This window comes from Allobosea sp. GW823-FHT01F03 (genome assembly GCF_058798075.1).
On the sequence record NZ_CM179505.1, the window covers coordinates 5,313,183 to 5,335,825 of the forward strand.

20 protein-coding genes and 1 tRNA gene are annotated in these 22,643 nt (G+C 66.5%); 8 read left to right on the forward strand and 13 right to left on the reverse strand.

The annotated features are described in order from the left end of the window. Window positions 1–57: 57 nt before the first annotated feature. Window positions 58–660: a class I SAM-dependent DNA methyltransferase gene (locus AC3RCC_RS25425; protein WP_492256992.1), complete on the forward strand. Its 603-nt coding sequence runs from the start codon at window positions 58–60 to the stop codon at window positions 658–660. Between the two features lie 4 nt (window positions 661–664). Here AC3RCC_RS25425 and AC3RCC_RS25430 read toward each other — a convergent pair whose 3' ends face one another. Both AC3RCC_RS25430 and AC3RCC_RS25435 read right to left on the reverse strand, forming a co-directional pair. Next, window positions 665–1,186, reverse strand: coding sequence for a hypothetical protein (locus tag AC3RCC_RS25430; protein ID WP_291633477.1), 522 nt, complete (start codon window positions 1,184–1,186; stop codon window positions 665–667). 5 nt (window positions 1,187–1,191) lie between these two features. After that, window positions 1,192–1,731: a DUF2244 domain-containing protein gene (locus tag AC3RCC_RS25435; RefSeq protein ID WP_291633475.1), complete on the reverse strand. Its 540-nt coding sequence runs from the start codon at window positions 1,729–1,731 to the stop codon at window positions 1,192–1,194. A 20-nt stretch (window positions 1,732–1,751) separates the two neighbouring features. Here AC3RCC_RS25435 and nth point away from each other — a divergent pair, with 20 nt between their 5' ends. Further along, entirely contained in the window at window positions 1,752–2,453 is a 702-nt protein-coding gene (gene nth, locus AC3RCC_RS25440; RefSeq protein WP_492256993.1) for an endonuclease III, read from the forward strand. Window positions 2,454–2,460: 7 nt separating this feature from the next. Here nth and AC3RCC_RS25445 read toward each other — a convergent pair whose 3' ends face one another. Further along, a complete protein-coding gene (locus AC3RCC_RS25445) occupies window positions 2,461–3,258 on the reverse strand; it encodes an undecaprenyl-diphosphate phosphatase (RefSeq protein WP_291633471.1) in 798 nt (265 codons plus the stop codon). A gap of 243 nt (window positions 3,259–3,501) precedes the next feature. On the opposite strand from AC3RCC_RS25445, the gene AC3RCC_RS25450 reads away from it, so the two are divergent. The 3 genes from AC3RCC_RS25450 to AC3RCC_RS25460 are packed head-to-tail and all read left to right on the forward strand — an operon-like array spanning window position 3,502 to window position 6,193. After that, on the forward strand, window positions 3,502–4,194 hold the full coding sequence (locus AC3RCC_RS25450; protein WP_291633469.1) for a glutathione S-transferase family protein: 693 nt from the start codon (window positions 3,502–3,504) through the stop codon (window positions 4,192–4,194). Beyond that, window positions 4,092–5,330, forward strand: a complete 1,239-nt coding sequence (gene queG, locus AC3RCC_RS25455) for a tRNA epoxyqueuosine(34) reductase QueG (RefSeq protein ID WP_492256994.1) — start codon at window positions 4,092–4,094, stop codon at window positions 5,328–5,330. Before AC3RCC_RS25450 ends, queG begins: the two co-directional genes overlap by 103 nt. Beyond that, on the forward strand, window positions 5,327–6,193 hold the full coding sequence (locus tag AC3RCC_RS25460) for an SDR family oxidoreductase (RefSeq protein WP_492256995.1): 867 nt from the start codon (window positions 5,327–5,329) through the stop codon (window positions 6,191–6,193). Before queG ends, AC3RCC_RS25460 begins: the two co-directional genes overlap by 4 nt. Window positions 6,194–6,200: 7 nt before the next feature. Here the strand turns inward: AC3RCC_RS25460 and olsB are convergent, their stop codons facing one another. The 6 genes from olsB to AC3RCC_RS25490 form a co-directional block, all read right to left on the reverse strand. Beyond that, complete coding sequence (gene olsB, locus AC3RCC_RS25465) at window positions 6,201–7,064, reverse strand: l-ornithine N(alpha)-acyltransferase (protein WP_291646446.1); 864 nt, start codon at window positions 7,062–7,064, stop codon at window positions 6,201–6,203. A gap of 256 nt (window positions 7,065–7,320) precedes the next feature. Further along, window positions 7,321–9,411 carry an ATP-binding protein gene (locus tag AC3RCC_RS25470; RefSeq protein WP_492256996.1) on the reverse strand — a complete coding sequence of 697 codons (2,091 nt, stop codon included), beginning with the start codon at window positions 9,409–9,411 and terminating at the stop codon, window positions 7,321–7,323. Window positions 9,412–9,540: 129 nt separating this feature from the next. After that, a complete protein-coding gene (locus AC3RCC_RS25475; protein ID WP_492256997.1) occupies window positions 9,541–11,079 on the reverse strand; it encodes a YifB family Mg chelatase-like AAA ATPase in 1,539 nt (512 codons plus the stop codon). 74 nt (window positions 11,080–11,153) lie between these two features. Beyond that, complete coding sequence (locus AC3RCC_RS25480; RefSeq protein ID WP_291638952.1) at window positions 11,154–13,319, reverse strand: TRAP transporter permease; 2,166 nt, start codon at window positions 13,317–13,319, stop codon at window positions 11,154–11,156. 183 nt (window positions 13,320–13,502) lie between these two features. Continuing rightward, a complete protein-coding gene (locus AC3RCC_RS25485; protein WP_291638951.1) occupies window positions 13,503–14,483 on the reverse strand; it encodes a TAXI family TRAP transporter solute-binding subunit in 981 nt (326 codons plus the stop codon). A 359-nt stretch (window positions 14,484–14,842) separates the two neighbouring features. Beyond that, on the reverse strand, window positions 14,843–15,163 hold the full coding sequence (locus AC3RCC_RS25490; RefSeq protein ID WP_492256998.1) for a PetM family of cytochrome b6f complex subunit 7: 321 nt from the start codon (window positions 15,161–15,163) through the stop codon (window positions 14,843–14,845). A 207-nt stretch (window positions 15,164–15,370) separates the two neighbouring features. Here AC3RCC_RS25490 and AC3RCC_RS25495 point away from each other — a divergent pair. After that, window positions 15,371–15,460, forward strand: a tRNA-Ser gene (locus AC3RCC_RS25495). 459 nt (window positions 15,461–15,919) lie between these two features. After that, window positions 15,920–16,576 carry a hypothetical protein gene (locus tag AC3RCC_RS25500; RefSeq protein WP_492256999.1) on the forward strand — a complete coding sequence of 219 codons (657 nt, stop codon included), beginning with the start codon at window positions 15,920–15,922 and terminating at the stop codon, window positions 16,574–16,576. Between the two features lie 199 nt (window positions 16,577–16,775). Here AC3RCC_RS25500 and AC3RCC_RS25505 read toward each other — a convergent pair. The 3 genes from AC3RCC_RS25505 to tcuA all read right to left on the reverse strand — a co-directional run bounded on the left by AC3RCC_RS25505 (window position 16,776) and on the right by tcuA (window position 20,713). Beyond that, a protein-coding gene (locus AC3RCC_RS25505) for an IS3 family transposase (RefSeq protein ID WP_492257000.1) occupies window positions 16,776–17,914 on the reverse strand; the annotation gives its coding sequence in 2 pieces (ribosomal slippage) (window positions 16,776–17,656 and window positions 17,656–17,914; 1,140 coding nt in all). 226 nt (window positions 17,915–18,140) lie between these two features. After that, the gene (gene tcuB, locus AC3RCC_RS25510) at window positions 18,141–19,298 is read right to left on the reverse strand and encodes a tricarballylate utilization 4Fe-4S protein TcuB (RefSeq protein ID WP_291638969.1); all 1,158 of its coding nucleotides are present in this window, start codon (window positions 19,296–19,298) and stop codon (window positions 18,141–18,143) included. 23 nt (window positions 19,299–19,321) lie between these two features. Beyond that, a complete protein-coding gene (gene tcuA, locus AC3RCC_RS25515; protein WP_492257001.1) occupies window positions 19,322–20,713 on the reverse strand; it encodes an FAD-dependent tricarballylate dehydrogenase TcuA in 1,392 nt (463 codons plus the stop codon). Window positions 20,714–20,897: 184 nt separating this feature from the next. Between tcuA and AC3RCC_RS25520 the strand changes: the two genes are divergently transcribed. Then, window positions 20,898–21,569 (forward strand): GntR family transcriptional regulator, encoded by a 672-nt coding sequence (locus tag AC3RCC_RS25520; RefSeq protein WP_492257002.1) that lies wholly within the window; start codon window positions 20,898–20,900, stop codon window positions 21,567–21,569. Between the two features lie 11 nt (window positions 21,570–21,580). On the opposite strand, the gene AC3RCC_RS25525 is transcribed toward AC3RCC_RS25520, so the two are convergent. Further along, entirely contained in the window at window positions 21,581–22,438 is an 858-nt protein-coding gene (locus AC3RCC_RS25525; protein WP_492257003.1) for an oxidoreductase, read from the reverse strand. Window positions 22,439–22,643 lie beyond the last annotated feature (205 nt).

Below are 22,643 nucleotides of genomic sequence, written 5' to 3' on the forward strand. Positions count from 1 at the left end.
CCCACCCGAAAGCTGGCAAGCTCTCTCTCCCCGCCGCCGCCATCTAGAATCCAGCGGATGACCGATTCTGCCGCCGCGATCGTCTCGCTCTATGAGCGCCATGCCGCCGCCTACGATGCGCTGCGCGGCCGAAAGCTGATGGAGGTGGCCTGGCTCGAGCGCTTCTGCGCGCTGCTGCCGGCCGCGCCGTCGGTCCTCGACATCGGCTGCGGCATGGGCGAGCCGATCGCCCGGCATCTGATCGAGCGCGGCTGCGCCGTGACCGGCGTCGATTCCTCCGGGCCGCTGATCGGGCTCTGCCGCGAGCGCTTCCCGGAGCAGTCATGGCAGGTCGCGGACATGCGCGATCTCGCGCTCGGCAGGCGCTTCGACGGGCTGATCGCCTGGGACAGCTTCTTCCATCTGCACCATGACGACCAGCGCCTGATGTTCCCGCTCTTCCGGCAGCATGCGGCGGACGGCGCCGCCCTGCTCTTCACCAGCGGCCCCGGCCATGGCGAGGCGATCGGGACGTTCGAGGGCGAGCCGCTCTATCATGCCAGCCTGGCACCGGAGGAATATCGCCGCCTGCTCGGCGAGAACGGCTTCGCCGTCATCGACCATGTCGTCGAGGACGCGACCTGCGGCGGCCACACGGTCTGGCTGGCGCAGCGGCACTGACGCCTCAGGCCAGGATCGGCCCCGAGAGGAAGCGCCGCAGCTTCTCGCGCGTCAGACGCTGATTGTTGCGATGCCATTCGTCGTGGGTGGCGAAGACCGGCGAGGTCTCGTCCCAGCCGCTGCAACTGAAATCCGATTGCTCGGCGAAGAAGGCGACGAACTCTTCCTTCGACGCCCATTCTGCGATCGCCTGGCCGCCGTGATAGCCGTCCAGGATGTCGCAGAGCTTGATCCCGGCCCCAGTGCGGATCAGGCCATGGCCGCAGAAATCGCGGTGGAATTCGTGGATCAGGCCGCGATCGACGGGGTGCTGCATCAGCTTGTCCCAGACCTCTCCCGCCAGCACGGGCCCGAACAGGGCGTGATCGAGCCGGTCACGCAGCTGGAGCGCATAGGCGTGGCGCGAGGCTTCGCCGCCATCCTGCGGCGGCAGCTTGCCGCGCGGGCCGCGATTGGCACGCATGGCGGCGACGAGCACGAAAATGATGACGGCCAGCGCGATCAGCGGAATGATCGTCGCGGCCATGCGCGTCAGGCGGGCTCGAAATCGGGGCCGCGCCGGGCTTTGGCCAGCGCGGCGGAGAGCGCCGACGCGAAGCCTTCGCGCTCTTGCGGCGACAATGCCGCGGCGACCGGCACCTTGCGGCCGCGCGAGACCAGCGCCAGTCGCAGCAGCCCGTAATCCTCGTCGTCTTCACGCTCGAGGCGGGTCCAGGCCGGGTTGGAGCGCCAGATCGCCTCCTTGCCGCGATGCGAAACCTGGCGCAGCAGGACTTCGAGCGGGGTCACCACGATGCGTTCGAAGGCGCGCGCGGCCTTGAAATTCACCTTGAAGGCGATGAACAGCGCCAGGATGTCGAGACCGAAGAAGCCGGCCACCGGCCAGGCCCCGAGCAGCAGGAAAGGCACGGAGGTGACGAGGCTCGTCAGGCAGACCAGCGTCATCACCAGCCGGAACCCATCGGCGCCGAGCGAGCGATGGGGGGTGATGGTGGCGTCGAAGACCGGCCTTTCCGCAACGATACCGGCGGCTGCGGCGGCGCTCTCAGGGGCGGGCTTGCTCAGGCTCATGCGCGCAGTATAACGCCGCGATGAGCCCGCCGAACAGTGGCAAGACGCGCGCAGCCGCACGCCGAAAGCCTGCCGCCCCCAAAGCCCGAAACGCTGCCGAGATCCGCGAGATTTTCACGCGTTTCCGAACGGCCCGGCCGGAGCCGAAGGGCGAGCTCGACTATGTCAACGCCTTCACGCTGCTCGTCGCGGTTCTGCTCTCGGCGCAGGCCACCGATGTCGGCGTCAACAAGGCGACGAAGCGGCTGTTCGAACTCGCCGACACGCCCGAAAAAATGCTGGCGCTCGGCGAGGATCAGGTGCGCGAGCTGGTCAAGACGATCGGGCTCTACCGCACCAAGGCGAAGAACGTCATCGCGCTCTGCGAAAGGCTGATCGCCGAATTCGGCAGCGCCGTGCCGACCTCGCGCGAGGCGTTGGAGAGCCTGCCCGGCGTCGGCCGCAAGACCGCCAATGTCGTGCTCAACATCGCCTTCGGCGAGATCACCCACGCCGTCGACACCCATGTCTTCCGCGTCGCCAACCGCCTGCGCATCGCGCCGGGCAAGAACGTGTTGCAGGTCGAGTTCGGGCTGGAAAAGGCGATCCCGGCCGAGTTCGGCCGGCATGCCCATCACTGGCTGATCCTGCACGGGCGCTATACCTGCAAGGCCCTGCGCCCGGCCTGCGAGAGCTGCATCGTCGCCGATCTCTGCGACTCCGCGGACAAGCGGATCGCCTGAGCGCGCCTCAGCCGAAGACCCAGAGCCCGGCAAGCCCGGCCGAGCCGACCACGATCCGCCACCAGGCGAAGGGCGTGAAGCCGCGCTTCGAGACGAAATCGAGGAAGGAGCGAACGACGATCAGCGCCGAGATGAAGGCGGTGACGAAGCCGATGCCGATCAGCAGCGTGTCGCTGGCGGTGAGCTCCTTGTAGTTCTTCATCAGATCATAGGCGAAGGCGCCAGCCATGGTCGGCATGGCCAGGAAGAAGGAGAACTCGGCCGCGGCGCGCTTGTCGGCGCCGAGCAGCATGGCGCCGACGATGGTCGAGCCCGAGCGCGAGACGCCCGGGATCATGGCGAGGCACTGGATCAGGCCGATCTTGAAATACATCGTCAGCGGGAAAGCCGTGGCGTCGTGGTGCTTCACCTCGAGTTCCATTTCGTCGACGACGAGCAGGACCAGCCCGCCGGCGATCAGCGTGGTGCAGACCAGGAAGGGGTTGAACAGCACGCCCTTGATGAAGCCATGGGCGAGCGCGCCGATCACCGCCGCCGGCAGGAAGGCGACGAGCACGCCGATGACGAAGCGGCGCGCCGCCGGGTCGGTGCGCAGGCGCCGGGCGATGTCGAGCAGCCGATGGAAATAGACCAGCAGGATCGCCAGGATCGCGCCGAGCTGGACCAGGATCTCGAAGGATTTACCCTTGGATTCGAAGCCGAGGAAATGGCCGAGCAGCAAGAGATGCCCGGTCGAGGAGACCGGTAGAAATTCGGTCAGCCCCTCGACGACGCCGAGAATGGCGGCCACCAACAGGTCACTCATCGGAAGGTCCTTCTCAGCCGGCAGGCGCGACGCAACCAAGCGGCGCCGCGGGCGTTAAAGCTATGGCGCAGGCTCTTTGCGAATTGGTTACCAATTGGCGAAGGAAACGCACCGAATCCGCCGCATGCCCGATAGCCGGGTTGTTAGCCACCGCAGCCGAGCCTATACGGATTTTGCCTCCGCAAGGCCCGCGACCGCGCTTCAGGCCGCATTTCCAGCCCAATTCTCCGTTTCAAGCGACCGATGGCAACCCTTCACCATTATCCGCTCTGCCCGCATTCGCGCTTCGTCCGGCTGGTGCTGGGCGAATTCGGCCTCGACGCCGCGATGGTCGAGGAGCGGATATGGGAGCGCCGCCGCGAATTCCTCGAGCTCAACCCGGCCGGGACGACACCGGTGCTGCGCGAGGATAGCGGGCTCGTCATCCCCGGCCCCGGACCCATCGCCGAATATCTCGACGAGACGCGCGGCCTGGCCCTCGGCGAGCGCCGTCTGCTGCCGGAGGGCCCCGGCGAGCGCATCGAGGTGCGCCGGCTGCTCGACTGGTTCAACATCAAGTTCAACGAGGAAATCACCGCGCCGCTCGTGCTGGAAAAGGTGATGAAGCGCTTCATGAGCCGCGACGAAGGCGGCGGCCCGCCGGAAATGAGCGCGATCCGTGCCGCCCGCGGCAATGTCCGCTATCATCTGCGCTATATCGCCTGGCTGACGGCGAAGCGGAACTGGCTCGCAGGCCCGGTTCTGAGCTATGCCGATCTCGCCGCCGCGGCGCATCTCTCCTGCGTCGACTATCTCGGCGACGTGCCCTGGGAAGAGGACGAGGCCGCCCGCGCATGGTACGCCATGATCAAGTCCAGACCGAGCTTCCGGCCGCTGCTCAGCGACCGGATTCCGGGCATGGCGCCGTCGGCCCATTACGACGATCTGGACTTCTGAGCGGCGAGAAGCTCAAGGCCGCCGTGCTGGCGCGGGCGGAAAGCGAAGGCTTTTCAGCCGTGCGCGTCGCCTCGGTCGATTCGATCCCGCAGGCGCCGGCGCGCCTCGCCGGCTGGCTCGACGCCGGCAATCATGGCGACATGGCCTGGATGACCGAGCGTACCGCCGAGCGCGCCGCGCCGGGCGTGCTCTGGCCCGAGGCCCGCTCCGTCGTGATGCTCGGCATGAGCTATGCGGGCGAAGGCGACCCGCTGGCCGTTCTGGGGCAGCGCGACCGCGGCGCGATCTCGCTCTATGCCCGAAGGCGCGACTATCACGACGTCATCAAGGGCAAGCTGAAGAGCGTCGCCGGCGTGCTCGCGGCGCGCGGCGAGGTCGATGTCAAGGTCTTCGTCGACACCGCTCCGGTGATGGAGAAGCCGCTGGCGCAGGCCGCCGGACTCGGCTGGCAGGGCAAGCACACCGTGCTGGTCTCGCGCAGGCATGGCTCCTGGCTCTTCCTCGGGGCAATCTACACCACCGCCGAACTGCCGCCCGACACACCCGAGCGCGACCATTGCGGTTCCTGCACGCGCTGCCTCGACATCTGCCCGACCGCCGCCTTCCCCGCCCCCTACCAGCTCGATGCGCGGCGCTGCATCGCCTATCTGACCATCGAGCATCAGGGCCATATCGGCGCCGAATTCCGCGAAGGCATCGGCAATCGCATCTTCGGCTGCGACGACTGCCTCGCCGTCTGCCCCTGGAACAAGTTCGCGCAGGCGGCAAAGGAAACCCGCCTCGCGCTCAAGCAGGAACTCGAGGCGCTGCCGCTCGCCGAGCTCGCCGCGCTCGACGACGCCGCCTTCCGCAAGCTCTTCGCCGGCACGCCGGTGAAGCGCACCGGCCGCGACCGCTTCATCCGCAATGTGCTGATCGCGATCGGCAACAGCGGCGAGCCGACTCTCGCTGCAAGCGCGGAAGCGCTGCTCGACGATGCCTCGCCCCTGGTGCGGGCGATGGCGGCCTGGGCGCTGCTGCGGCTCGCCCCCGAGCGGGCAGCGACACTCGCGCCGGCCAGGCTCGCCTGCGAGCCAGACGCCGACGTCAGGGCCGAATGGGCACGTCCCGACCTCAGGAAATTGGAATCCGCATGAAGCTCGTCATCCTCGGCCTCGGCTATTCCGCCAGTTTCTTCGCGCGCGCCGCACTGGCGCAGGGATGGGAGGTCACCGGCACGGTGCGTTCGGCCGAGAAGGCCGCGAGCCTGTGTCGGGAGGGCCTGCGCACGCTCGTCTTCGGCGGCTTCGCCGTATCTTCGCCGCTGGCCGCCGCGCTGGCGGAAGCCGATGCCGTGCTCGTCTCGGTCCAACCCGACGAGGACGGCGATCCGGTGCTGCGGACGCTGGCCGACAAGCTTGCGGCTGCGCCCAATCTGCGCTGGATCGGCTACCTTTCGACGATCGGCGTCTATGGCGACCATGGCGGAGCGTGGATCGACGAGACTGCCGAGGCACGTCCGACCAGCCGGCGCTCGCGCCAGCGCCTCGAAATCGAACGCGATTGGCTCGCGCTCGGCGAGCGCAGCGGCAAGCCGGTGCAGATCTTCCGCCTCTCCGGCATCTACGGGCCGGACCGCAACGCCATCACCAAATTGCGCGCCGGCACCGCCAACCGGCTGGTCAAGCCCGGCCAGGTCTTCAACCGCATCCATGTCGACGACATCGCCGGGGTGCTGCTGGCCTCGCTGGACAAGCCGCAGCAGGGCGCGATCTACAATGTCACCGATGACGAGCCGGCGCCGCCGCAGGACGTGATCAGCTTCGCCGCCGAACTCGCCGAGCTGGCGCCACCGCCCGAAACGCCCTTCGACGCCAGCAAGCTCTCGCCGATGGCGGCGAGCTTCTATGGCGAGAACAAGCGGGTCTCGAACGCGCTGCTGAAACGCGAGCTCGGCTACGCCTTCCGCTATCCGGACTACCGGCAGGCGCTGCGCGACCTCGCCGCGAGCGGCGAATAGCGCAGGCTCAGGCGGCGTAGCGCTCGCCCTCGCCGCCGAGATAGTCGAGATAGCGCTGGTCGATCGCGGCGACCGGCACGATCACCAGCACGTCGGTCGTGCCGAACTGCCGGTCGATCACGGCCCCGGAGCCGAAGCGGGCGCCGAGGCGCAGATAGCCCTTCACCAGCGGCGGCAGGCTTTTCAGCGCCGTCTTGGCGTCGACCATGCCGGCCGGCAGCCGGTCCATGGCGACATGGCGCTCCGGCTTGGCAGTGACGCGCCACTCACCCTGCGCCGTGGCGTGGTGGTGCAGGAAGGAGAGCGGCAGCGCCAGCAGGTCCGGGTCCGTGCCATCGAAGCTGGCGCAGCCGAACATCGCATCGATGCGGTGATGGCGGACATAGGCCCAGATGCCGTGCCAGAGCAGCTCGACCGTCTTCTTGGTGCGATAGGGCTTGAGCACGCAGGAGCGGCCGAGCTCGAGGAAGCGCAGCTCGGGATGGCGCGCGATCATCGGCTCGATGTCGAATTCCGACTGGCTGTAGAAGCCGCCGAGCCGCCAGGCGGCCTGCTCGCGCATCAGCCGGTAGGTGCCGACGACCTTGGGCTTGATACCGCCGAAGCGGCCGCGCGCAGCGTGGTCGATGACCAGGAGATGGTCGCAGGAGGCATCGAACCGGTCGGCATCGCGCCGGAACATCCGCGACACGACATCGGGCTTGGCCGACATCTCCTGATAGAAGACGCGGTAGCGCAGGCGCTGCGCCCGCCAGATCTCGCGCGGGCCGCGGGCCAGACGAACCTCGAGCGAGCCGGAGCGCCCGAGCGTCCCGGACAGCGCGTCGGGCCCCGGATAGGCGAAGACGCCGCGCGGCCCGGCGCCGACCATCAACCCGAAGGGCGAGAAGCGCGGGCGCTGCGACAAGGCTCCCAGCTTCTGCTTTGCCGGCTGTCTGAGACCTAGGAGAACGTCGAACGCCATTTGCGGTCTTATCCCTGTGAGGCCTCGGCCAGGCGCATGACACCACTGCGCCGAACGTCTTACGGGATCGCGACAGAACTACGACAGAGATATGACCAAGAGATAGCCGATCGGCCGCGAGATGGCGAGCCCCTTCAGGCATGGCGATCCGCGGCGGACGGCCTCAGGCGGAGCGCGTCGCGGTCTTTGCCGCGCCGGCAAGCCTTTCCACCCAGACCCGCAAGGCGTCGCGCGAAAGCGGCTTAGCCAGGCAATCATCCATGCCGCCTGCAAGCGCCGCGCGCCGATCCTCCTGCGAGGTGTTCGCGGTCACCGCCAGCAGCGGCAGGCGCGCGGCACCACGCGCCTGCTCTTCCGCTCGAATGCGCCGCGCCACGGCGATGCCGTCGAGCTCCGGCATGCGGATATCCAGCAAGGCGAGGGCAAAGGCGGGCCGCTGGCCGGCCAGCGCAGCCTCGACCAGGCGAATCGCCTCTCCGCCATCGCGTGCCCAGGTCGGCACGCAACCAAGGCGCTCCAGCGTCCGCGTCGCCAGCAGGGCATTGATCTCGTTGTCCTCGGCCACCAGCACGTGCAGCCCGGCCCCGACCGCCGGTGGCGGCGCAGCGCTCTCCACCTCGGCGGAAACGGCCGGGCGCCTGTCTCCCTCAAAGCGTTGCTGCAGCGAGCGCCCGCGCACCGGCTTGACCAGGAAGCCGGTGAAGCCGGCGGCGAAGGGAGAGCCATAGCCGCGCCGCTCGGCCGGCGAGAGCATGATGACGATCTCGGAGACGCCGGCCTGCCTTGCCGCCGCCGCCAGGCCTTCGACATCGCCGCCCGGCAGCGCCCGGTCGACGAGCAGCGCCGTCAGCGAACCCGCCTCCCGCAGGCAGGCGAGCGCCGCATGCCGATCGGTGGCCAGCAGCACCTCCGCGCCGCGGCGCCGCGCCTGCTCGGCGAGATGGCCGGCACTGAAAGGCGTGCCGCTGGCGATCAGCAGGCGCTTGCCCGACCAGTCGAGTCCCGGGTCGGCAGCAGCCGCTCCGGCAGCGGCCCGAAGCGGCAGGCGAAGCCGGAAGATGGCTCCCTGCCCTGCCGGGCTTTCGACGGAGATCGCCCCGCCCATCGCCAGCGCGAGTCGACGTGCGATCGCGAGGCCGAGGCCGGTCCCGCCGGAAGTCGACATATTCGGGCTCTCGACCTGCTCGAACTCCTCGAAAATGCTTTCCAGGCGCTCGGCCGGGATGCCCGGCCCGGTATCCGCGACCGCGACGAGGATCGCCTCGCCGTCGCGCTCCGCCCGGATGCCGACGCCGCCCCGTTCGGTGAACTTCACGGCATTGCCGATCAGATTCAGCAGGATCTGGCGCAGGCGCTCGGCGTCGCCGCGGATGAGCGCCGGCAGGTCGGCGGCGAGCAGCGCCGAGACCTCGATACCCTTGGCCTGGGCACGCGGCGCCATCAGTTCGGTGACGTCCTCGACCAGCAGGGCAAGATCGAAGGGCTCGTCGACGAGTTCGAGCTTGCCGGCCTCGACCTTGGCGAAGTCGAGGATGCCGTCGACCAGGCCGAGCAGCGCCTCGCCCGAGGTCCGCAGGGCGCGCACATAGGTCGCCTGCTCCGGGTCGAGCCTTGTGTCGCCGAGGAGATCGGCCATGCCGAGAATGCCGTTGAGCGGCGTACGGAACTCATGGCTGACGGTGGCGAGGAAGCGCGATTTGGCGGCGCTGGCTTCCTCCGCCCGGCTGCGTGCCTCTTCCAGCGCGCGCTCGCCCGCGATGCGGGCGCTGATGTCGCGACCGACCCGCTGCAGCACGGCCTGGCCGACCGCGACGGGCACGACCGTCTCGACCCAGGCGATCCAGCGCTCGCCGTCGGCGGTCTCGATGCATTCGTCGAAGACGCGGGCGCCGTCGGCCAGCGCCTGAACCGGCCGCGTGACGCGGACCTGCGGCATGCGCAGGCTGCCGACCACCTGCCCTTCGGCAAGACCGAGCAAGGCCGCATAGGCGCCATTGGCATAGACGATCCGCCCCTCGCTGCGGCGGACGATGAGATCGCCCTGCGCCTCGATCAGGCTGCGATAGCGTTCCTCGCTGTCGGCGAGTTCCCAGAGCCGGTCGTTCAGGCGCTCGACATCGCCGGCGATCGAAGTCGCCTGCCGCAGGACGCGGCCGCGCTCGCGCAGCAGCCAGAACGTCGCCAGGCCGCAAAGTGCGGCGAGCAGCGAGGTCGCGATCGCAATGAGGACAGGCGGGGCAGGCCAGAGCTCCATGTTGCTGTCATAGCATGCCGAGATTGAGGAAAGGTTCGCAGCGCCGCGGCCATGGAGTCGTGATTTGAATGAACTTGTTAACCTCCCGGCATGGATCTGCGGGCCTCCTCCGGCCGGAACGCCCCGAACCTAGGCCGCCTGCGCTGCCTGGTCGATGCGCGAGCGATAGGACAGCGCTTCGGCGAGATGGATGCGCCCGAGCTGCTCCTCGCCGTCGAGATCGGCGAGCGTGCGCGCCACCTTGAGCACACGATGATAGCCGCGCGCGGTCAAGCGCATCGCCTCGGCCGCATTGCGCAACAGGGCAAGCCCGGCGGCATCCGGGCGGGCGACCTCGTCGAGCGCCGATGAGGGGCAGCCGGCATTGGTCGTGACGCCGGCGAGACCGAGCCGCTCGAAACGCGCGACCTGCCGCGCCCGCGCCTGCGCGACCCGCCGCGCGACCTCGACCGAACCTTCCGCCGCCGCCGGCAGGATCAGATCGGAGGCGGTGACCGGCGGCACGTCGATGGTGATGTCTATCCGATCGAGCATCGGGCCGGAGATGCCGGCCTGGTATTGCGCCATGCAGCGCTCGTTCGGCTGGCGCCGGCAGGCATAGCCGGGCTCCGTCGCCCTGCCGCAGCGACAGGGATTCATCGCCGCGACCAGCTGGAAGCGCGCCGGATAGACGGCACGGTGATTGGCCCGCGAGATCAGCACCTCGCCGGTCTCCATCGGCTGGCGCAGCGCGTCGAGCGCCTGCGGCTGGAACTCAGGCAATTCGTCGAGAAAGAGCACGCCGTGATGGGCGAGCGAAACTTCGCCCGGCGTCGCCTTGATGCCGCCGCCGACCAGCGCCGCCATCGAGGCCGAATGATGCGGCGCCCGAAACGGCCGCCGGTCGGTCAGCGCCCCGTCGGCCAGCTGTCCGGCGACGGAGAGCACCATCGAGAGCTCGAGCAGTTCGCGCGGGTTGAGCGGCGGCAGGATCGAGGGCAGCCGGCTCGCCAGCATCGACTTGCCGGCGCCGGGCGGGCCGTTCATCAGCAGGTTGTGCCCGCCGGCAGCGGCGATCTCGAGCACGCGCTTGGCGCTTTCCTGGCCCTTGATCTCGGCGAGATCCGGCAGCGGACCGCTCTGGCGCGCGACGGAAGGCTGTGGCCGCGCCATCACCTGCGTGCCCTTGAAATGATTGGCGAGCTGGATCAGCGAGCGCGGCGCGAGAATATCGAGATCCTGCGCCGCCCAGGCCGCTTCCGCCCCCGAGGCGGCCGGACAGATCAGGCCCTGGCCGCGGGCATAGGCGGCGATCGCCGCCGGCAGCACACCCGCGACCGGGCTGATCGAGCCATCGAGGGCGAGCTCGCCAAGCACCGTGTAGCCGGCGAGCGCGTCGGCCGGGATCGCGCCGATCGCCGCCATGACGCCGAGCGCGATCGGCAGATCGTAATGGCTGCCTTCCTTGGGCAGATCGGCCGGAGCGAGATTCACCGTGATGCGCTTGGCCGGCAGCGCGAGGCCGGAGGCGATCAGGGCGGCGCGAACGCGCTCCTTGCTCTCGCCCACCGCCTTGTCGGGCAGGCCCACCAGGATGAAGGCGACGCCGCCAGGCGTGACCTGGACCTGAACGTCGACGGCGCGCGCCTCGATGCCCTCGAACGCCACCGTCGCGACCCGCGTCACCATTTCGCGCCACCCCAGTTCCCGCACCGTGACGCTAGTGGAATCGCGTCAGGGTTGCAAGAACATACCGGGAACTATCAAGCCGGAGCGACCGCCGCCCTCCGCGCCAGCAGCTGCCGCAGCAGCACTGGCGCGGCGATGGCGAGACCGGCGCCGACGCTCATCGGCGTCGCCAGGATCATCGGCAAGGCGGCGAGCGCGAGGAGCCAGCGCTCCCACATCGCCAGTGGCGCCAGCAGCCAGCCGGCGAAAGCGGCCGAAAGCAGCGTGATGCTGGCGAAGCAGGAGGCGGTCGAGCCGATCAGCTCCGTCCAGGTGAAGCCCGGCGCCATGATCAGCATGGAGGGCGAGAACACGAAGACGAAGGGCACCAGCACCTTGCCGAGCGCCAGCCGGAAGGCGGTATTGCCGGTCTTGAACGGATCGGCGCCGGCCATGCTCGCGCCGGCATAGGCGGCGATCGCGACCGGCGGCGTCACATCGGCGAGCACCCCGTAATAGAACACGAAGAAATGCGCCACGAGCGGGTTGACGCCGAGCATGCCGAGCGCCGGCGCCGCCACCGTCACCATGATGATGTAGTTCGCCGTGGTCGGCACGCCGCAGCCGAGCAGAATGCAGACCACGCCGGTCAGCAGCAGCGTGAAGAACAGCGTCGCGCTCTTGATGTCGAAGGGCAGGAACGGCACCAAGCCGAGCAAGCCATTGGCCCATTGATCGGCCAGCGAGGTGACGATCCAGGAGATCTTGAAGCCGACGCCGGTCAGCGTGACCACGCCGACGATGATGCCGACGGTCGCCGCCGCCGCACCGACGCCGATGGCGTATTTGGCGCCGAGCACGAAGGCGTCCACCATGTCGTTGACGCGCCTGCGGCCTTCTTCCGAGCGCAGCAGCACACCATGGAACATGACGGCGAAGGCAGCCAGGGTCAGGCCGAGATTGACGCCGGGAACGCGCAGGAGTTCGGTCGGCGCCGCCACGCCGATCGCCAGGGCGAAGACGAGCGCGGCACCGGCGCGATAATGCGCGAGGCCGACCAGCATACAGCCGGTGATACCCCAGAAGGCGGCGAGATAGGGGGTGTAGCCGGTGAAGAGCACGACGATCAGGCCGAAGAGCGGCGCCAGCGTCGGCCAGTCGCGGGCGAAGACCTCCCGCAGATTCGGCGCCTCGGCATCGGTCATGCCGCGCATGCCATTGCGCTTGGCCTCGAAATGCACCTGCATCAGCACGCCGAAGAAGTGCATGCAGGCGGGAATGATCGCCGCGATGACGATCGTCGCATAGGGCAGGTTGAGGAACTCGACCATCAGGAAGGCGGCCGCGCCCATGATCGGCGGGGTGATCTGCCCACCCGTCGCCGCAGTCGATTCGACCGCGGCCGCGAAGTGCCGCTGATAGCCGAGCCGGATCATCATCGGGATGGTCAGCGAGCCGACCGTGACGGTGTTGGCGACCGAGGAGCCCGAGATCATGCCGAACAGGGCCGAGCCGAAGATCGAGACCTTGGCCGGCCCGCCGGCGAAACGCCCTGCCACCGCCGCCGCGACGCCGAGGAAGAGCCGGCCGAGCCCGACCCGCGTCGCCAGCACGCCGAACAGCACGAAATGGAAGACATAGGTCGCGACGACGCCGAGCGCGACGCCATAGACGCCCTGGCTGGTCAAATAGAGATGGTTGACGAGGTTCGACCAGGTCGCGCCCGGATGCAGGAAGATGCCCGGGAACCAGGTCCCGAAGATCGCATAGACGATGGCGAAGAGCGCGATCAGCGGCAGGCCCCAGCCGATCGCCCGGCGCGTCGCTTCGATCATCAGGATGATGGTGATCGAGCCCATGACGACGTCGAGCGTCGAGGGATTGCCGACCCGGAACACCAGGTCCTCGAAGACATAGGGCACATAGAGGCTGGCGACGGCGACCGCGACGGCAAAGAGCCAGTCATGGATCGGCACGCCGCCGGGACGCAGCATGGTCGAAGGGTGAACCGTGCCGGCGTCGCTCTTGCGCCCGGAGAAGACGAGGAAGATCAGGCCGAGCACGAAAGCGAGATGGATGCCGCGATGCGTCGTCTCGCGCATCAGGCCGAAGCCCGCCGTGTAGTAGTGGAAGGCCGAGAGCGCGAGCAGCAGTGCGCCGATCAGCAGCGCGGTGCCGTGAGGCACCTTGCGGAACTGCATTTCGGGATCGAGCTCTTCCTCGAGCTTTGCGAGTTCGGCAGCGGAGGGCTGGGTCGTCATCTCTCGTCCTCGGCATCGCGTCCGGCGGCGGGGCCTGCCAGGTCGGTCTGGAAAAAGCCTCGCCGCCGGAGCGCGGCGAAAGCGCCTCCGGGACCGCCCGGCAGGCAAAAGCACCTGCCGTTCGATCCCGGAGCATCCTTCGGCCGCGCGCGATGGCGGCGTTGCTGGTCTGGCTAGGCGCGCTTACTTCAGCAGCCCGGCTTCCTTGTAGAACTTCTCGGCACCCGGATGCAGCGGCACGCCCTGCAGGCCGGAAAGCGCGGTCGCCTTCTGGATCGCCTTGCCCTTAGCGTGGCCGGCGTCGAGCGCGGCGCGGGTCTTGTCGCTCCAGAGCGCCTTGGTCACGGCGTAGACCGTGTCGGGCGAGATCTTGGCCGAGGTCATCCAGTGGGCGCCGACCGCGACGGTCTTGACCGCGCCGACATCCTTGTAGGTGCCGGCCGGAATCTCGTCCGCGGCGAAGAAGGGCGATTCCTTGGCGAGCTTCTCGGCGGGAGCACCGGTGATCGGCAGGATGTCGATGCCCGAGCCGGTCGAGGCCAACTCGGAGATCGCCGCGGCCGGGTAGCCGCCGGTGAAGAAGAAGGCGTCGACCGAGCCGTCCTTCATCTTCTCGGCCGCCTGGTTGGGCTTGAGGTATTCGGCCGTGATGTCCTTCTCGGTGACCCCGAAGGCAGCGAGGATCGCCTTGGCGTTGAGCAGCGTGCCGGAGCCCGGCTCGTCGAGCGAGACCTTCTTGCCCTTGAGGTCGGCGACACCCTTCACATTCGCCGCCTTGCGCACGACGAGATGGACACTCTCCGGATAGAGATTGGCGATCGAACGCAGATCCGCGACCTTCGGCTTGCCCTCGTAGACACCGGTGCCGGAATAGGCCCAGAACGCGACGTCGGCCTGGACGAAGCCGGATTCGGCCGCGCCACCGACGATGGCGTTGACGTTGGCGACCGAGCCATTGCTCGCGACCGCCGTCGAGACCAGCTGCGGCGGCGCCGAGATCGCGTTCGCGATCAGCCCGCCGATCGGGTAATAGGTGCCGGCCGTGCCGCCCGTGCCGATGCGGAAGAAGGCCGGCGCCTGCGCCAGCGCGACACCGGCGGCCAGCGCGATCGCGCCGAGGCCGAGGCCGATCCCGCCGAGGCGCTTCTTAAGCTTCGAGTTCATAGCAAGTCTCCGGTTTAAGCCGCCGACCCTCGGAGAGTTTGCGCCGGGGATCAAGGGGGCCCGAACCGAATTATGTTCGAATTGCGGCACCTCCCGACAGGCCGACATGGTGGGGACCGACGAAAAGCGCCTGACCGAACGGGCCGGACCCCGATTTGCGGGCTGGTAGCAGAGCGCGGGCCGCCTTGGTTTTGCTGCACCGGAAGCACCGTATTCCCGGCCGGGGCCGGGCCCTGCCGGCGACGCAGCGCCAGGCAGGCGCAGGCACCGCGGTGAAAGCGGCCCGTTGCCGGTGACGAAACACCCAGTCCGATCTGCGAACGATCACCCCGCAGACCCGCGAGGCGCCGGCGTCGCCCTCACCTTCGTGTGACGATCCCGATCAGCGGCTTGGGCTCGCCGCCAAGCCAGAGCAGCAGGAAGCCGAGCGCGAGCCCGGCGAGAGCAGTCGGCGCGAGCAGGACATGCACCAGGACAGGATCCCAGAGCAGAGGATGCAGATTGCGTTCGATTCCCGGCTGCAGCTGGCGGACACGATCCCCCAGCAGAGCCGCCATGGTTTCGCCGAGCGGGGTGAAGCGCAGCGCGGAATTGGCGATCGAGCGCGCGCCGTCGGTCAGCAGCACGATGAAGCCGCCCGCGACCAGAAGATAGCCGAGAATCCTGACCAGAAAGCGCAAGCCACCCCCCAAATCCCGCCGGCAGCGCCAGCGCAGGCCGGTTTTCGGCCCGGCTGCGCGCGCCTGCTTCGGCACCGCCCGCCGATGCGCCCGATGTGCGCCCGCACCCGCGTCATTGCAACGCCAAACGCGATTTTGCCGCAACCCGCATAATCGTCAGTTTCGGCACTTGAAAGAAGCGGGCCCGGAGGTCATAAGCAGCGCGCCGGACAGGTGGCCGAGTGGTTGAAGGCGCACGCCTGGAAAGTGTGTATACGGGAAACCGTATCGCGGGTTCGAATCCCGCCCTGTCCGCCATATAAATTTGACAAGATATTGATTTTACTCTAAAATTCTTGAAGGGATATATTTCTATCCCACATCTAATCCCACATTCGTGAGTACCTAAGCTGCGCCGCCGCCACATCCTAGGCGCTGGTCGGCGCTAGGATTCTACGCCGCCTACGCTAACGAGCCCCTCCGACCATCGAAACACAGCCGGTTCGCGCTGAAGCCGTCTCCCGCTGCAGCCATCTTTTCGTGGTGGGGACGTTATGCTTTCTCAGTAGCGCGCTTCTCGATAGCCGCGATCGAGCCCGACTTGGGTAGGGTCGAAACATCGCCACGGTCAACCAACGTCGGCGGAGACGCCCCAAGCAAGGAGTTCAAAGAAATATGAATTGCACTCCACTGTATAAATTCGTCACAAACCTAGAGATCGCGCAATCAATTGCAAACGGTATATATAGATTCTATGAACTTACTAAGTATAAAAAAATGGAACAAATTGCTGGGCGCTCGGACTATTCCGAAGGATCGATTAGCTTTAATGACACCGAAGTCGATAATAATTTTGAAAAACTTCCTACTGGAAGTTTTGGTGGTATTAAATTTTTATGTAAAAGCGTTTCACCGGATGATAAGTATCTAAGTCAATATTTTATTTTTTGCATGAGCACCAAAAATGACGAGAGAGCAATTGGTGACTGCAGTTATTCGGTAGAGCTCGACACCGATATTTTTGACATTTTTGAGATGCTATTGCCAACGCCAAAATCACCGCTTTCCGACAGGGGCATTAAGTTTTTCAGCCATACTCGGGTAGAATATTATGATATTCACAATCACCCGAAGCCCTTTAATGGCGAGCTCTGGAAAGAGGTGTACATGAAGCATTCTGATTTTTCTTATCAATCTGAGTACAGAGCAGCCATGTTTATATCGGACCATTTCTTTGAACGTGTCAGAACTGAGCCTGAAATCTACGAAAGAAAAATACGCGACGCCCAGGGAAATCCGTATGATTTTAATCTAAAGCTCCTCATTCGATCAGGAATCGATGAAAGCGGCTGGCGGTACCTTGAATTTGACATCTCAGAGTTTCAGGCAAATTTTCTACCCGAAAATTCGAAGATATCGATCAAAGAATGCTGATCTGATTGGCAACCAAGCTATGCAACGACACCCCACGACCCATTTGCTCCGCCGCCATCACTGCGAAACACGGCTGAACATTCAGCAAATAATCTCCCGAACAATAATGCGCTAAATGGTTAGGATTGATCTAAGCAGAGAGCTGGCTCGGTTTGTCTGAACAGTTTCCGGGCTGTCGCTAAGTGGATTTCGGCCCTGGTTATGCCGCAACCGGGATTGGCTGCAGCGCATTGAAGCAGGCCTGATCGGGCGTCTGCCGTGCCAGGCTCTGGTGAGGCCTCCGGCCATTGTAGAAGGCGAGGTATCGGCCGATCGAGGCGCGCGCGTCGGATACGCTGGCATAGGCGCGCAGATACACCTCCTCGTATTTCACCGATTTCCAGATGCGCTCGACGAAGACGTTGTCGCGCCAGGCGCCCTTGCCGTCCATGCTGATCCTGATGCCCACGCCGATCAGCAGGGTGGTGAACTTGCGGCTGGTGAACTGCGAACCCTGATCGGTGTTGAAGATCTCCGGCTTGCCGAAGCGGGCCATGGCCTCCTCGACTGCCTCGATGCAGAAGGCGACGTCCATGGTGATCGACAGCCGCCAGGCCAGGACCTTGCGGCTGAACCAGTCGACGACGGCCGTCAGATAGACGAAGCCCCGCGCCATCGGGATGTAGGTGATGTCCATCGCCCAGACCTGATTGGGTCGCGTCACCGGCAGCTTGCGCAAGAGATAGGGGAAGATCTTGTGCCCCGGCGCCGGCTTCGAGGTGTTCGGCCGGCGATAGAGCGCCTCGATCCCCATGCGCTTCATCAGCGTGGCGACGTGGCGACGCCCAACCGTGTGGCCATCCGCCCCGAGAAGCCCCTGCAACATGCGGCTGCCGGCGAAGGGATATTCCAGATGCAGCGCGTCGATCGCGCGCATCAAGGCCAGATCGGCAAACGAGACCGCGCAGGGCAGATAATAGACGCTGCCCCGGCTGATCCCGAGCACCTTCGCCTGCCGGCTGAGCGGCAGATCGTGCGCACAGTCGATCATCGCCTTGCGCTCAGAAGGCCGGCCTTGCCGAGCGCGCCGGACAAAAAATCGTTCTCCAGCGCCAACTCTCCGATCTTCGCATGCAGCGTCTTCACATCGATCACGGGCGCGGTGGCTTCCGACTTTGCCTCGGACCCGAACACGCCAGCCGCCCCGTCAAGGAGCTGGCTGCGCCACTGCGTGATCTGGTTGGGGTGGACATCGAACTGCTGCGCCAGATCGGCCAGCGTCTTCTCTCCCTTGATCGCCGCCAACGCGACCTTCGCCTTGAAAGCCGGACTGTGGTTCCGGCGCACACGTCTCGTCATATCCGCTCCTGCTCACGGCAATCATGCCGCGTTCAGGCCCAAAATCCACCTATGCCCGGTGTCCAGATTTCCCGAGCCAGCTCTCGCCTCGATCTTGAACTCAACCCAAGCCGTCGCCGCATACCCCAGCTTCCGTTTCATAAAACACCTAATCGCGGCGTCCACGAAACCGGCAGCAGGCCACTCTCGCAGGTAAGCCGCAACCTGCGGCCAGCCCCGCCGAGCCCTACCTGTCGCCAGGGGCTAATTCGCGATGCCTTTCCTTGGCGGCCCGCACCAGCGCGAGGAAGCGGTAGATGCCGTGCACGAATTTGCCATAGGGCATGGTGACGAAGAGCGCGAAGACGACACCGAGATGCAGGGCGAGCAGCAGCCCCATGGCAGGCGTGGCGCGCAGCACGAGCAGCGCGAGCCCGGTCAGGCTGGTTAGCAGCAGCATCAGCAGGAAGGCGACGTCCATGCCGACCGGCGTGCCCTGGCGCAAGCCGGGATCGCGGCGCCATTTCTCGCGCAGCAGCCCGATCGGGCCGATCACCATCCCGATGCCGCCGGCCGTGCCGAGCAGCACCGGTAGGTCGTACCAGGGATAAGGCGCCTGCATGCCCAGCAGATAATGGTAGAGCGTCGCCGTCGAGGTCGCGGCGAAGCAGAGCATGAAGCCATAGAAGGTCAGATGGTGATGGAGCCGGCGCCGGTCGCTCGGCCGCTCGTTTTCGTTCATGCAGCCAGCGCCCCCGCCATCGAGATGGCGCAGGCTGCCGGCGTCCTTCAACGCCTGCCAGAGCGAACCGGGATCGCGCAGCGTCGCCTCGGGCTCGCCGATATCGCGCCAGAAGGCGCGCACCCCCATGCCTATCGCGAAGACCGCGTAGAGCATGGCGAGGCCGAAGATCGCGACCATGGTGTTGTGCGGCATCAGCCGGTAGAAGGCGCCCGGCCCGACATGCACGCCGAAAAGCACGGAAGGATCGGTCCAGGCGACGAAGCCGGCGATGAAGATCGTGACAGCCAGCGCCAACGCGATCGCGATGACGAGGCCGTTGCGCGCGAACAGGCCGGCGAACGCCCGCGGCCAAGCATATTGAGCGTAAGACTCGGTCCGGACCTGCGCCAGGGTCGCCGGGACATGCACCGCATATTCATGCGGCGGCGAGAACTGGCAGTCGTGATAGCAGGCGCCGCAATTATGGCAGAGATTGGCGAGGTAGTTCAGATCGCCATCCGAGAAGGAGCGCCGCATCTCCATCGCCGGGAAGACCGCGCACAGCCCTTCGCAATAGCGGCAGGAATTGCAGACGGTCATCAGCCGGTCCGCCTCGGCCAGCGCCGCGGTGGCATGGTGCGGGGTGGAGCCGGCGGTGCCGGCCGGGCCCGCGCCGACCATGTCGCGCAGGAAGGCGAAATCCGTCATGACAATGCGCTCCTGGCTGCTTCGCGCCCGGCAATGCGCCCGAAGACGGCGCCGATGGTCATGCCGATACCAGCGGCATAGCCTTCACCGAGGACATTTCCGGCCATGATCTCGCCGGCGGCGAACATGTTGGGCGCGCCGCGACCATCGGCCATCGTCATGCGCGCCTCTTGGTTCACCCGCACGCCGAGATAGGTGAAGGTGATGCCCGGCCGGACCGGATAGGCGTAGAATGGCGCCTTCTCGATCCGCCTCGCCCAATGCGTCTTCGGCGGCGCCAGTCCCTCGGTCCGGCAGTCGTCGAGGATGCGGTCGTCGAAGGTTCCGGGCTGCACTGCCGCATTGAAGCTCGTCACGGTGTGCACGAGCGCATCCGGATCGAGTTCGAGCCTTTCGGCGAGTTCGCGAATGCTCGGCGCGCTGATCGGCGGATAGAGCGACGGCATGAAGAGCTCGAGCGAGGAAGCGTCGAAGATGATGTAGGCGATCTGGTCGGGCTGGGCCGCGACGAGCCTGCCCCAGATCGCGTAGCGCTTCGGCCAGATATCCTCGCCCTCGTCATAGAAGCGCTCGGCCCGCCGGTTCACGACGATGCCGAAGACGACGCAATCGAGCCGGGTGATGATGCCGCCGTCATATTTCGGCGCGCGCGCGTCGATGGCGACGGCATGGCACTGGGTGGGATCGCCGACCTCCTGCACGCCCTTGTCGAGCAGCAGGCGCAGGATCGTGCCCTTGTTGTTGCGGGTGCCGCGGATCAGAAAATTCTCGGCCGCCTCGCCCCAATAGCGCTTCAGCCAGTCGATATTGGATTCGAAGCCGCCGGCCGCCGCGACCAGCGCCCGCGCCGTCAATCTCTCGCCCGCGACCGTGACCGAGCGGAACCGGCCATCGTCGATCTCGATATCGGTGACCTCGGCCTCGTAGCGGATGTCGACTCCGAGATCCTCGGCGGTCCGATACAGCGCATTCAGCATGGCCCGGCCGCCGCCCAGGAAGAAGGAATTGGTGCGCCCGAGCGAGAGCGTACCGCCAAGAGAGGGCTGCCAGCGCACCCCCTGCTCCTCGATCCAGCCCAGCATCGATTTCGATTCGCGGATCATGAAACGGGCGAGCGGCTCGTCGGTCTTGCCCTTGGTCACCCGCAGGAGATCGTCGAAGAATTCCTCCTCGCCATAGGGGCCGGAAAGGCTGGCAGTGGCCGCGTCATGGGCGCAGCGCATATTCCTGGTATGGCGTGTATTGCCGCCGCGCCAGAAGGCGTCCGCCGCTTCGAGCACCAGGACACGCGCGCCCTCGCGCCGCGCCGAAATCGCCGCGCACAGCGCCGCATTGCCGCCGCCGACGACGATCACGTCATATTCTTCGTGCTGGCTCGCTGCTGTCATTGCCTTTGTCACGGCCTGGAGAGAACGCCATCGACGGCCGTCTTCCGCGGGCCGCGCCCATTTGCATATCTATGTATACATTGGAATGCAATTGTGATCTGCGCTATCAGTGGCGGGCACCTTGGCGCCAGCCGCCATGTGTGGAGGCCTGCGCGCCGTATTGGCGGCGACGGAAGGGAAGCGGATGCCGATCAGGAAGGATGATACCGGGCCGGAAAACCTGTCCCGGTCCGAATTTGCCTATACGCGGCTCATGGCGATGATCCGCTCCGGCGAGCTGCGAGGCGGCCAGAGGCTGCGCGAGGTCGAACTTGCCGAGCAGCTCGGCGTCAGCCGCACCCCGGTGCGCGAAGCACTGCGCCGGATCGGCTCGGAGGGGCTCGCCCAGAATTCTCCCGGCCGCGGTCTCGTGGTCACCGAATACGACAAGCAGCAGGTGCGCGAGCTCTATGCCCTGCGCGCCGTGCTGGAAGGGGCCGCCGCGGGGCTCGCCACCCGTCACGCCTCCCCGGCCGAGATCGCGCTGATGCACGAGATCCTGGAACGCAGCGTCGCGGCGCTGGAGGCGCCCGGGGAGATGATGCGCATGAATGCGCGCTTCCACAGCGCCATCCACGAAGCCGCGCATAACCGCTATCTCGCCCAGGCACTCGCCCAGATGTCCGACGCGCTGGCGCTGCTGCCCGGCACCACCTTCGCCGCGCCGAACCGGGCTCGCGAAGCGCATGACGAGCACCTCGCCATTTTGCGGGCCCTGGAGCGGCGCGCCCCGGACGAGGCCGAGGCGCTGGCGCGGCGCCACATCGAACTGGCCGGCGCCACGCGCCTGCGCATGATGTTCGGCATCGAGAGCTGATGGTCCAGGCCCTACTCCGCGGCCAGCTGCACGAAGGCGGTTGCCGCCGAACGCTCGCGCCAGCGCGCGATATCGGCCGCCACCTTCGCCAGCTTGGTCTCGACCTGGGCCATGGCGACCTCGCCGAGCACGAGCCGCAGCGGCGGCGCCGCGGCGGTGACGGCATCGACGATCAGTTCCGCCGCACGCTCCGGATCGCCCGGCTGTTTGCCGTCGGAGGCCAGGAGATTGCGCCTGAACTCGGCCAGGCTTTGATCATAGGGCGGCTGCGGCGCCGCCATCTGCAACCCCTTGCTGCGGAAAGCGGTGCGAAACGGACCGGGCGCGACCAGCGTCACCCCGATGCCGAACGGCGCGAGCTCCGGAGCCAGCGATTCCGAAAATCCCTCCACGGCAAACTTGACCGCGGCATAGAAGCTGAAGCCGGCCGCGCCGACATGGCCGAGCATCGACGAGACGTTGACGATATGCCCGCGCCCGCGCTCGCGCATTGCGGGCAGGAAGGCGCGCACCATGCGATGCACGCCGAAGACGTTGGTCTCGAACGCCGCCAGCGCCTGCTCGTCCGAGATCTCCTCGGCAGCCCCGACCAGCCCGTAACCGGCATTGTTGACGAGGACATCGACCCCGCCGCGCCAGCCGAGTGCCGCGTCCCGCGCCCGCTCGATCGTCTCCGGCCGCGTCACATCGAGGTCGAGCGCGAGCAGACGCCCACTGTTGGCCGGATCGAGATCCGCCAGGGTCGCCCGGTCACGCGCCGTCGCGACAACCGCTTCACCCCGCGCCAGCAGGGCACGCGCCAATGCGCGCCCGATTCCGGTCGAGCACCCCGTGATCAACCAGACATTCCCACTGCTCGCGACCGGCATCGCCGCCTCCTTGTTTCTATGTCGGATACTATCCGATAATATAAAAAAATGACTCCATCAATGCGGCAGCAACGCGCCAGAGAACCGCACCACAGCCTCTAAAGGCACTATATAATCTCATATATATCAATATATTACATACATATTCAAGCAACAGAACACGCATCCCGCGCAGCAGGGCACAGGCCAAATCAATTTTCACGAT

What these genes read in the sequence shown, in the direction of transcription:
- AC3RCC_RS25485 (WP_291638951.1), bottom strand. Translation starts at nt 14,483, where the DNA reads ATGAACTCGAAGCTTAAGAAGCGCCTCGGCGGGATCGGCCTCGGCCTC.
- AC3RCC_RS25480 (WP_291638952.1), bottom strand. Translation starts at nt 13,319, where the DNA reads ATGACGACCCAGCCCTCCGCTGCCGAACTCGCAAAGCTCGAGGAAGAG.
- AC3RCC_RS25525 (WP_492257003.1), bottom strand. Translation starts at nt 22,438, where the DNA reads ATGCCGGTCGCGAGCAGTGGGAATGTCTGGTTGATCACGGGGTGCTCG.
- AC3RCC_RS25435 (WP_291633475.1), bottom strand. Translation starts at nt 1,731, where the DNA reads ATGAGCCTGAGCAAGCCCGCCCCTGAGAGCGCCGCCGCAGCCGCCGGT.
- AC3RCC_RS25520 (WP_492257002.1), top strand. Translation starts at nt 20,898, where the DNA reads ATGCCGATCAGGAAGGATGATACCGGGCCGGAAAACCTGTCCCGGTCC.
- AC3RCC_RS25460 (WP_492256995.1), top strand. Translation starts at nt 5,327, where the DNA reads ATGAAGCTCGTCATCCTCGGCCTCGGCTATTCCGCCAGTTTCTTCGCG.
- olsB (WP_291646446.1), bottom strand. Translation starts at nt 7,064, where the DNA reads ATGGTCGGCGCCGGGCCGCGCGGCGTCTTCGCCTATCCGGGGCCCGAC.
- queG (WP_492256994.1), top strand. Translation starts at nt 4,092, where the DNA reads ATGGTACGCCATGATCAAGTCCAGACCGAGCTTCCGGCCGCTGCTCAG.
- AC3RCC_RS25425 (WP_492256992.1), top strand. Translation starts at nt 58, where the DNA reads ATGACCGATTCTGCCGCCGCGATCGTCTCGCTCTATGAGCGCCATGCC.
- AC3RCC_RS25450 (WP_291633469.1), top strand. Translation starts at nt 3,502, where the DNA reads ATGGCAACCCTTCACCATTATCCGCTCTGCCCGCATTCGCGCTTCGTC.
- AC3RCC_RS25430 (WP_291633477.1), bottom strand. Translation starts at nt 1,186, where the DNA reads ATGGCCGCGACGATCATTCCGCTGATCGCGCTGGCCGTCATCATTTTC.
- tcuA (WP_492257001.1), bottom strand. Translation starts at nt 20,713, where the DNA reads ATGACAGCAGCGAGCCAGCACGAAGAATATGACGTGATCGTCGTCGGC.
- AC3RCC_RS25470 (WP_492256996.1), bottom strand. Translation starts at nt 9,411, where the DNA reads ATGGAGCTCTGGCCTGCCCCGCCTGTCCTCATTGCGATCGCGACCTCG.
- nth (WP_492256993.1), top strand. Translation starts at nt 1,752, where the DNA reads ATGAGCCCGCCGAACAGTGGCAAGACGCGCGCAGCCGCACGCCGAAAG.
- AC3RCC_RS25445 (WP_291633471.1), bottom strand. Translation starts at nt 3,258, where the DNA reads ATGAGTGACCTGTTGGTGGCCGCCATTCTCGGCGTCGTCGAGGGGCTG.
- AC3RCC_RS25500 (WP_492256999.1), top strand. Translation starts at nt 15,920, where the DNA reads ATGGAACAAATTGCTGGGCGCTCGGACTATTCCGAAGGATCGATTAGC.
- tcuB (WP_291638969.1), bottom strand. Translation starts at nt 19,298, where the DNA reads ATGGTCGGCGCGGGCCCGGCCGGCACCGCCGGCTCCACCCCGCACCAT.
- AC3RCC_RS25475 (WP_492256997.1), bottom strand. Translation starts at nt 11,079, where the DNA reads ATGGTGACGCGGGTCGCGACGGTGGCGTTCGAGGGCATCGAGGCGCGC.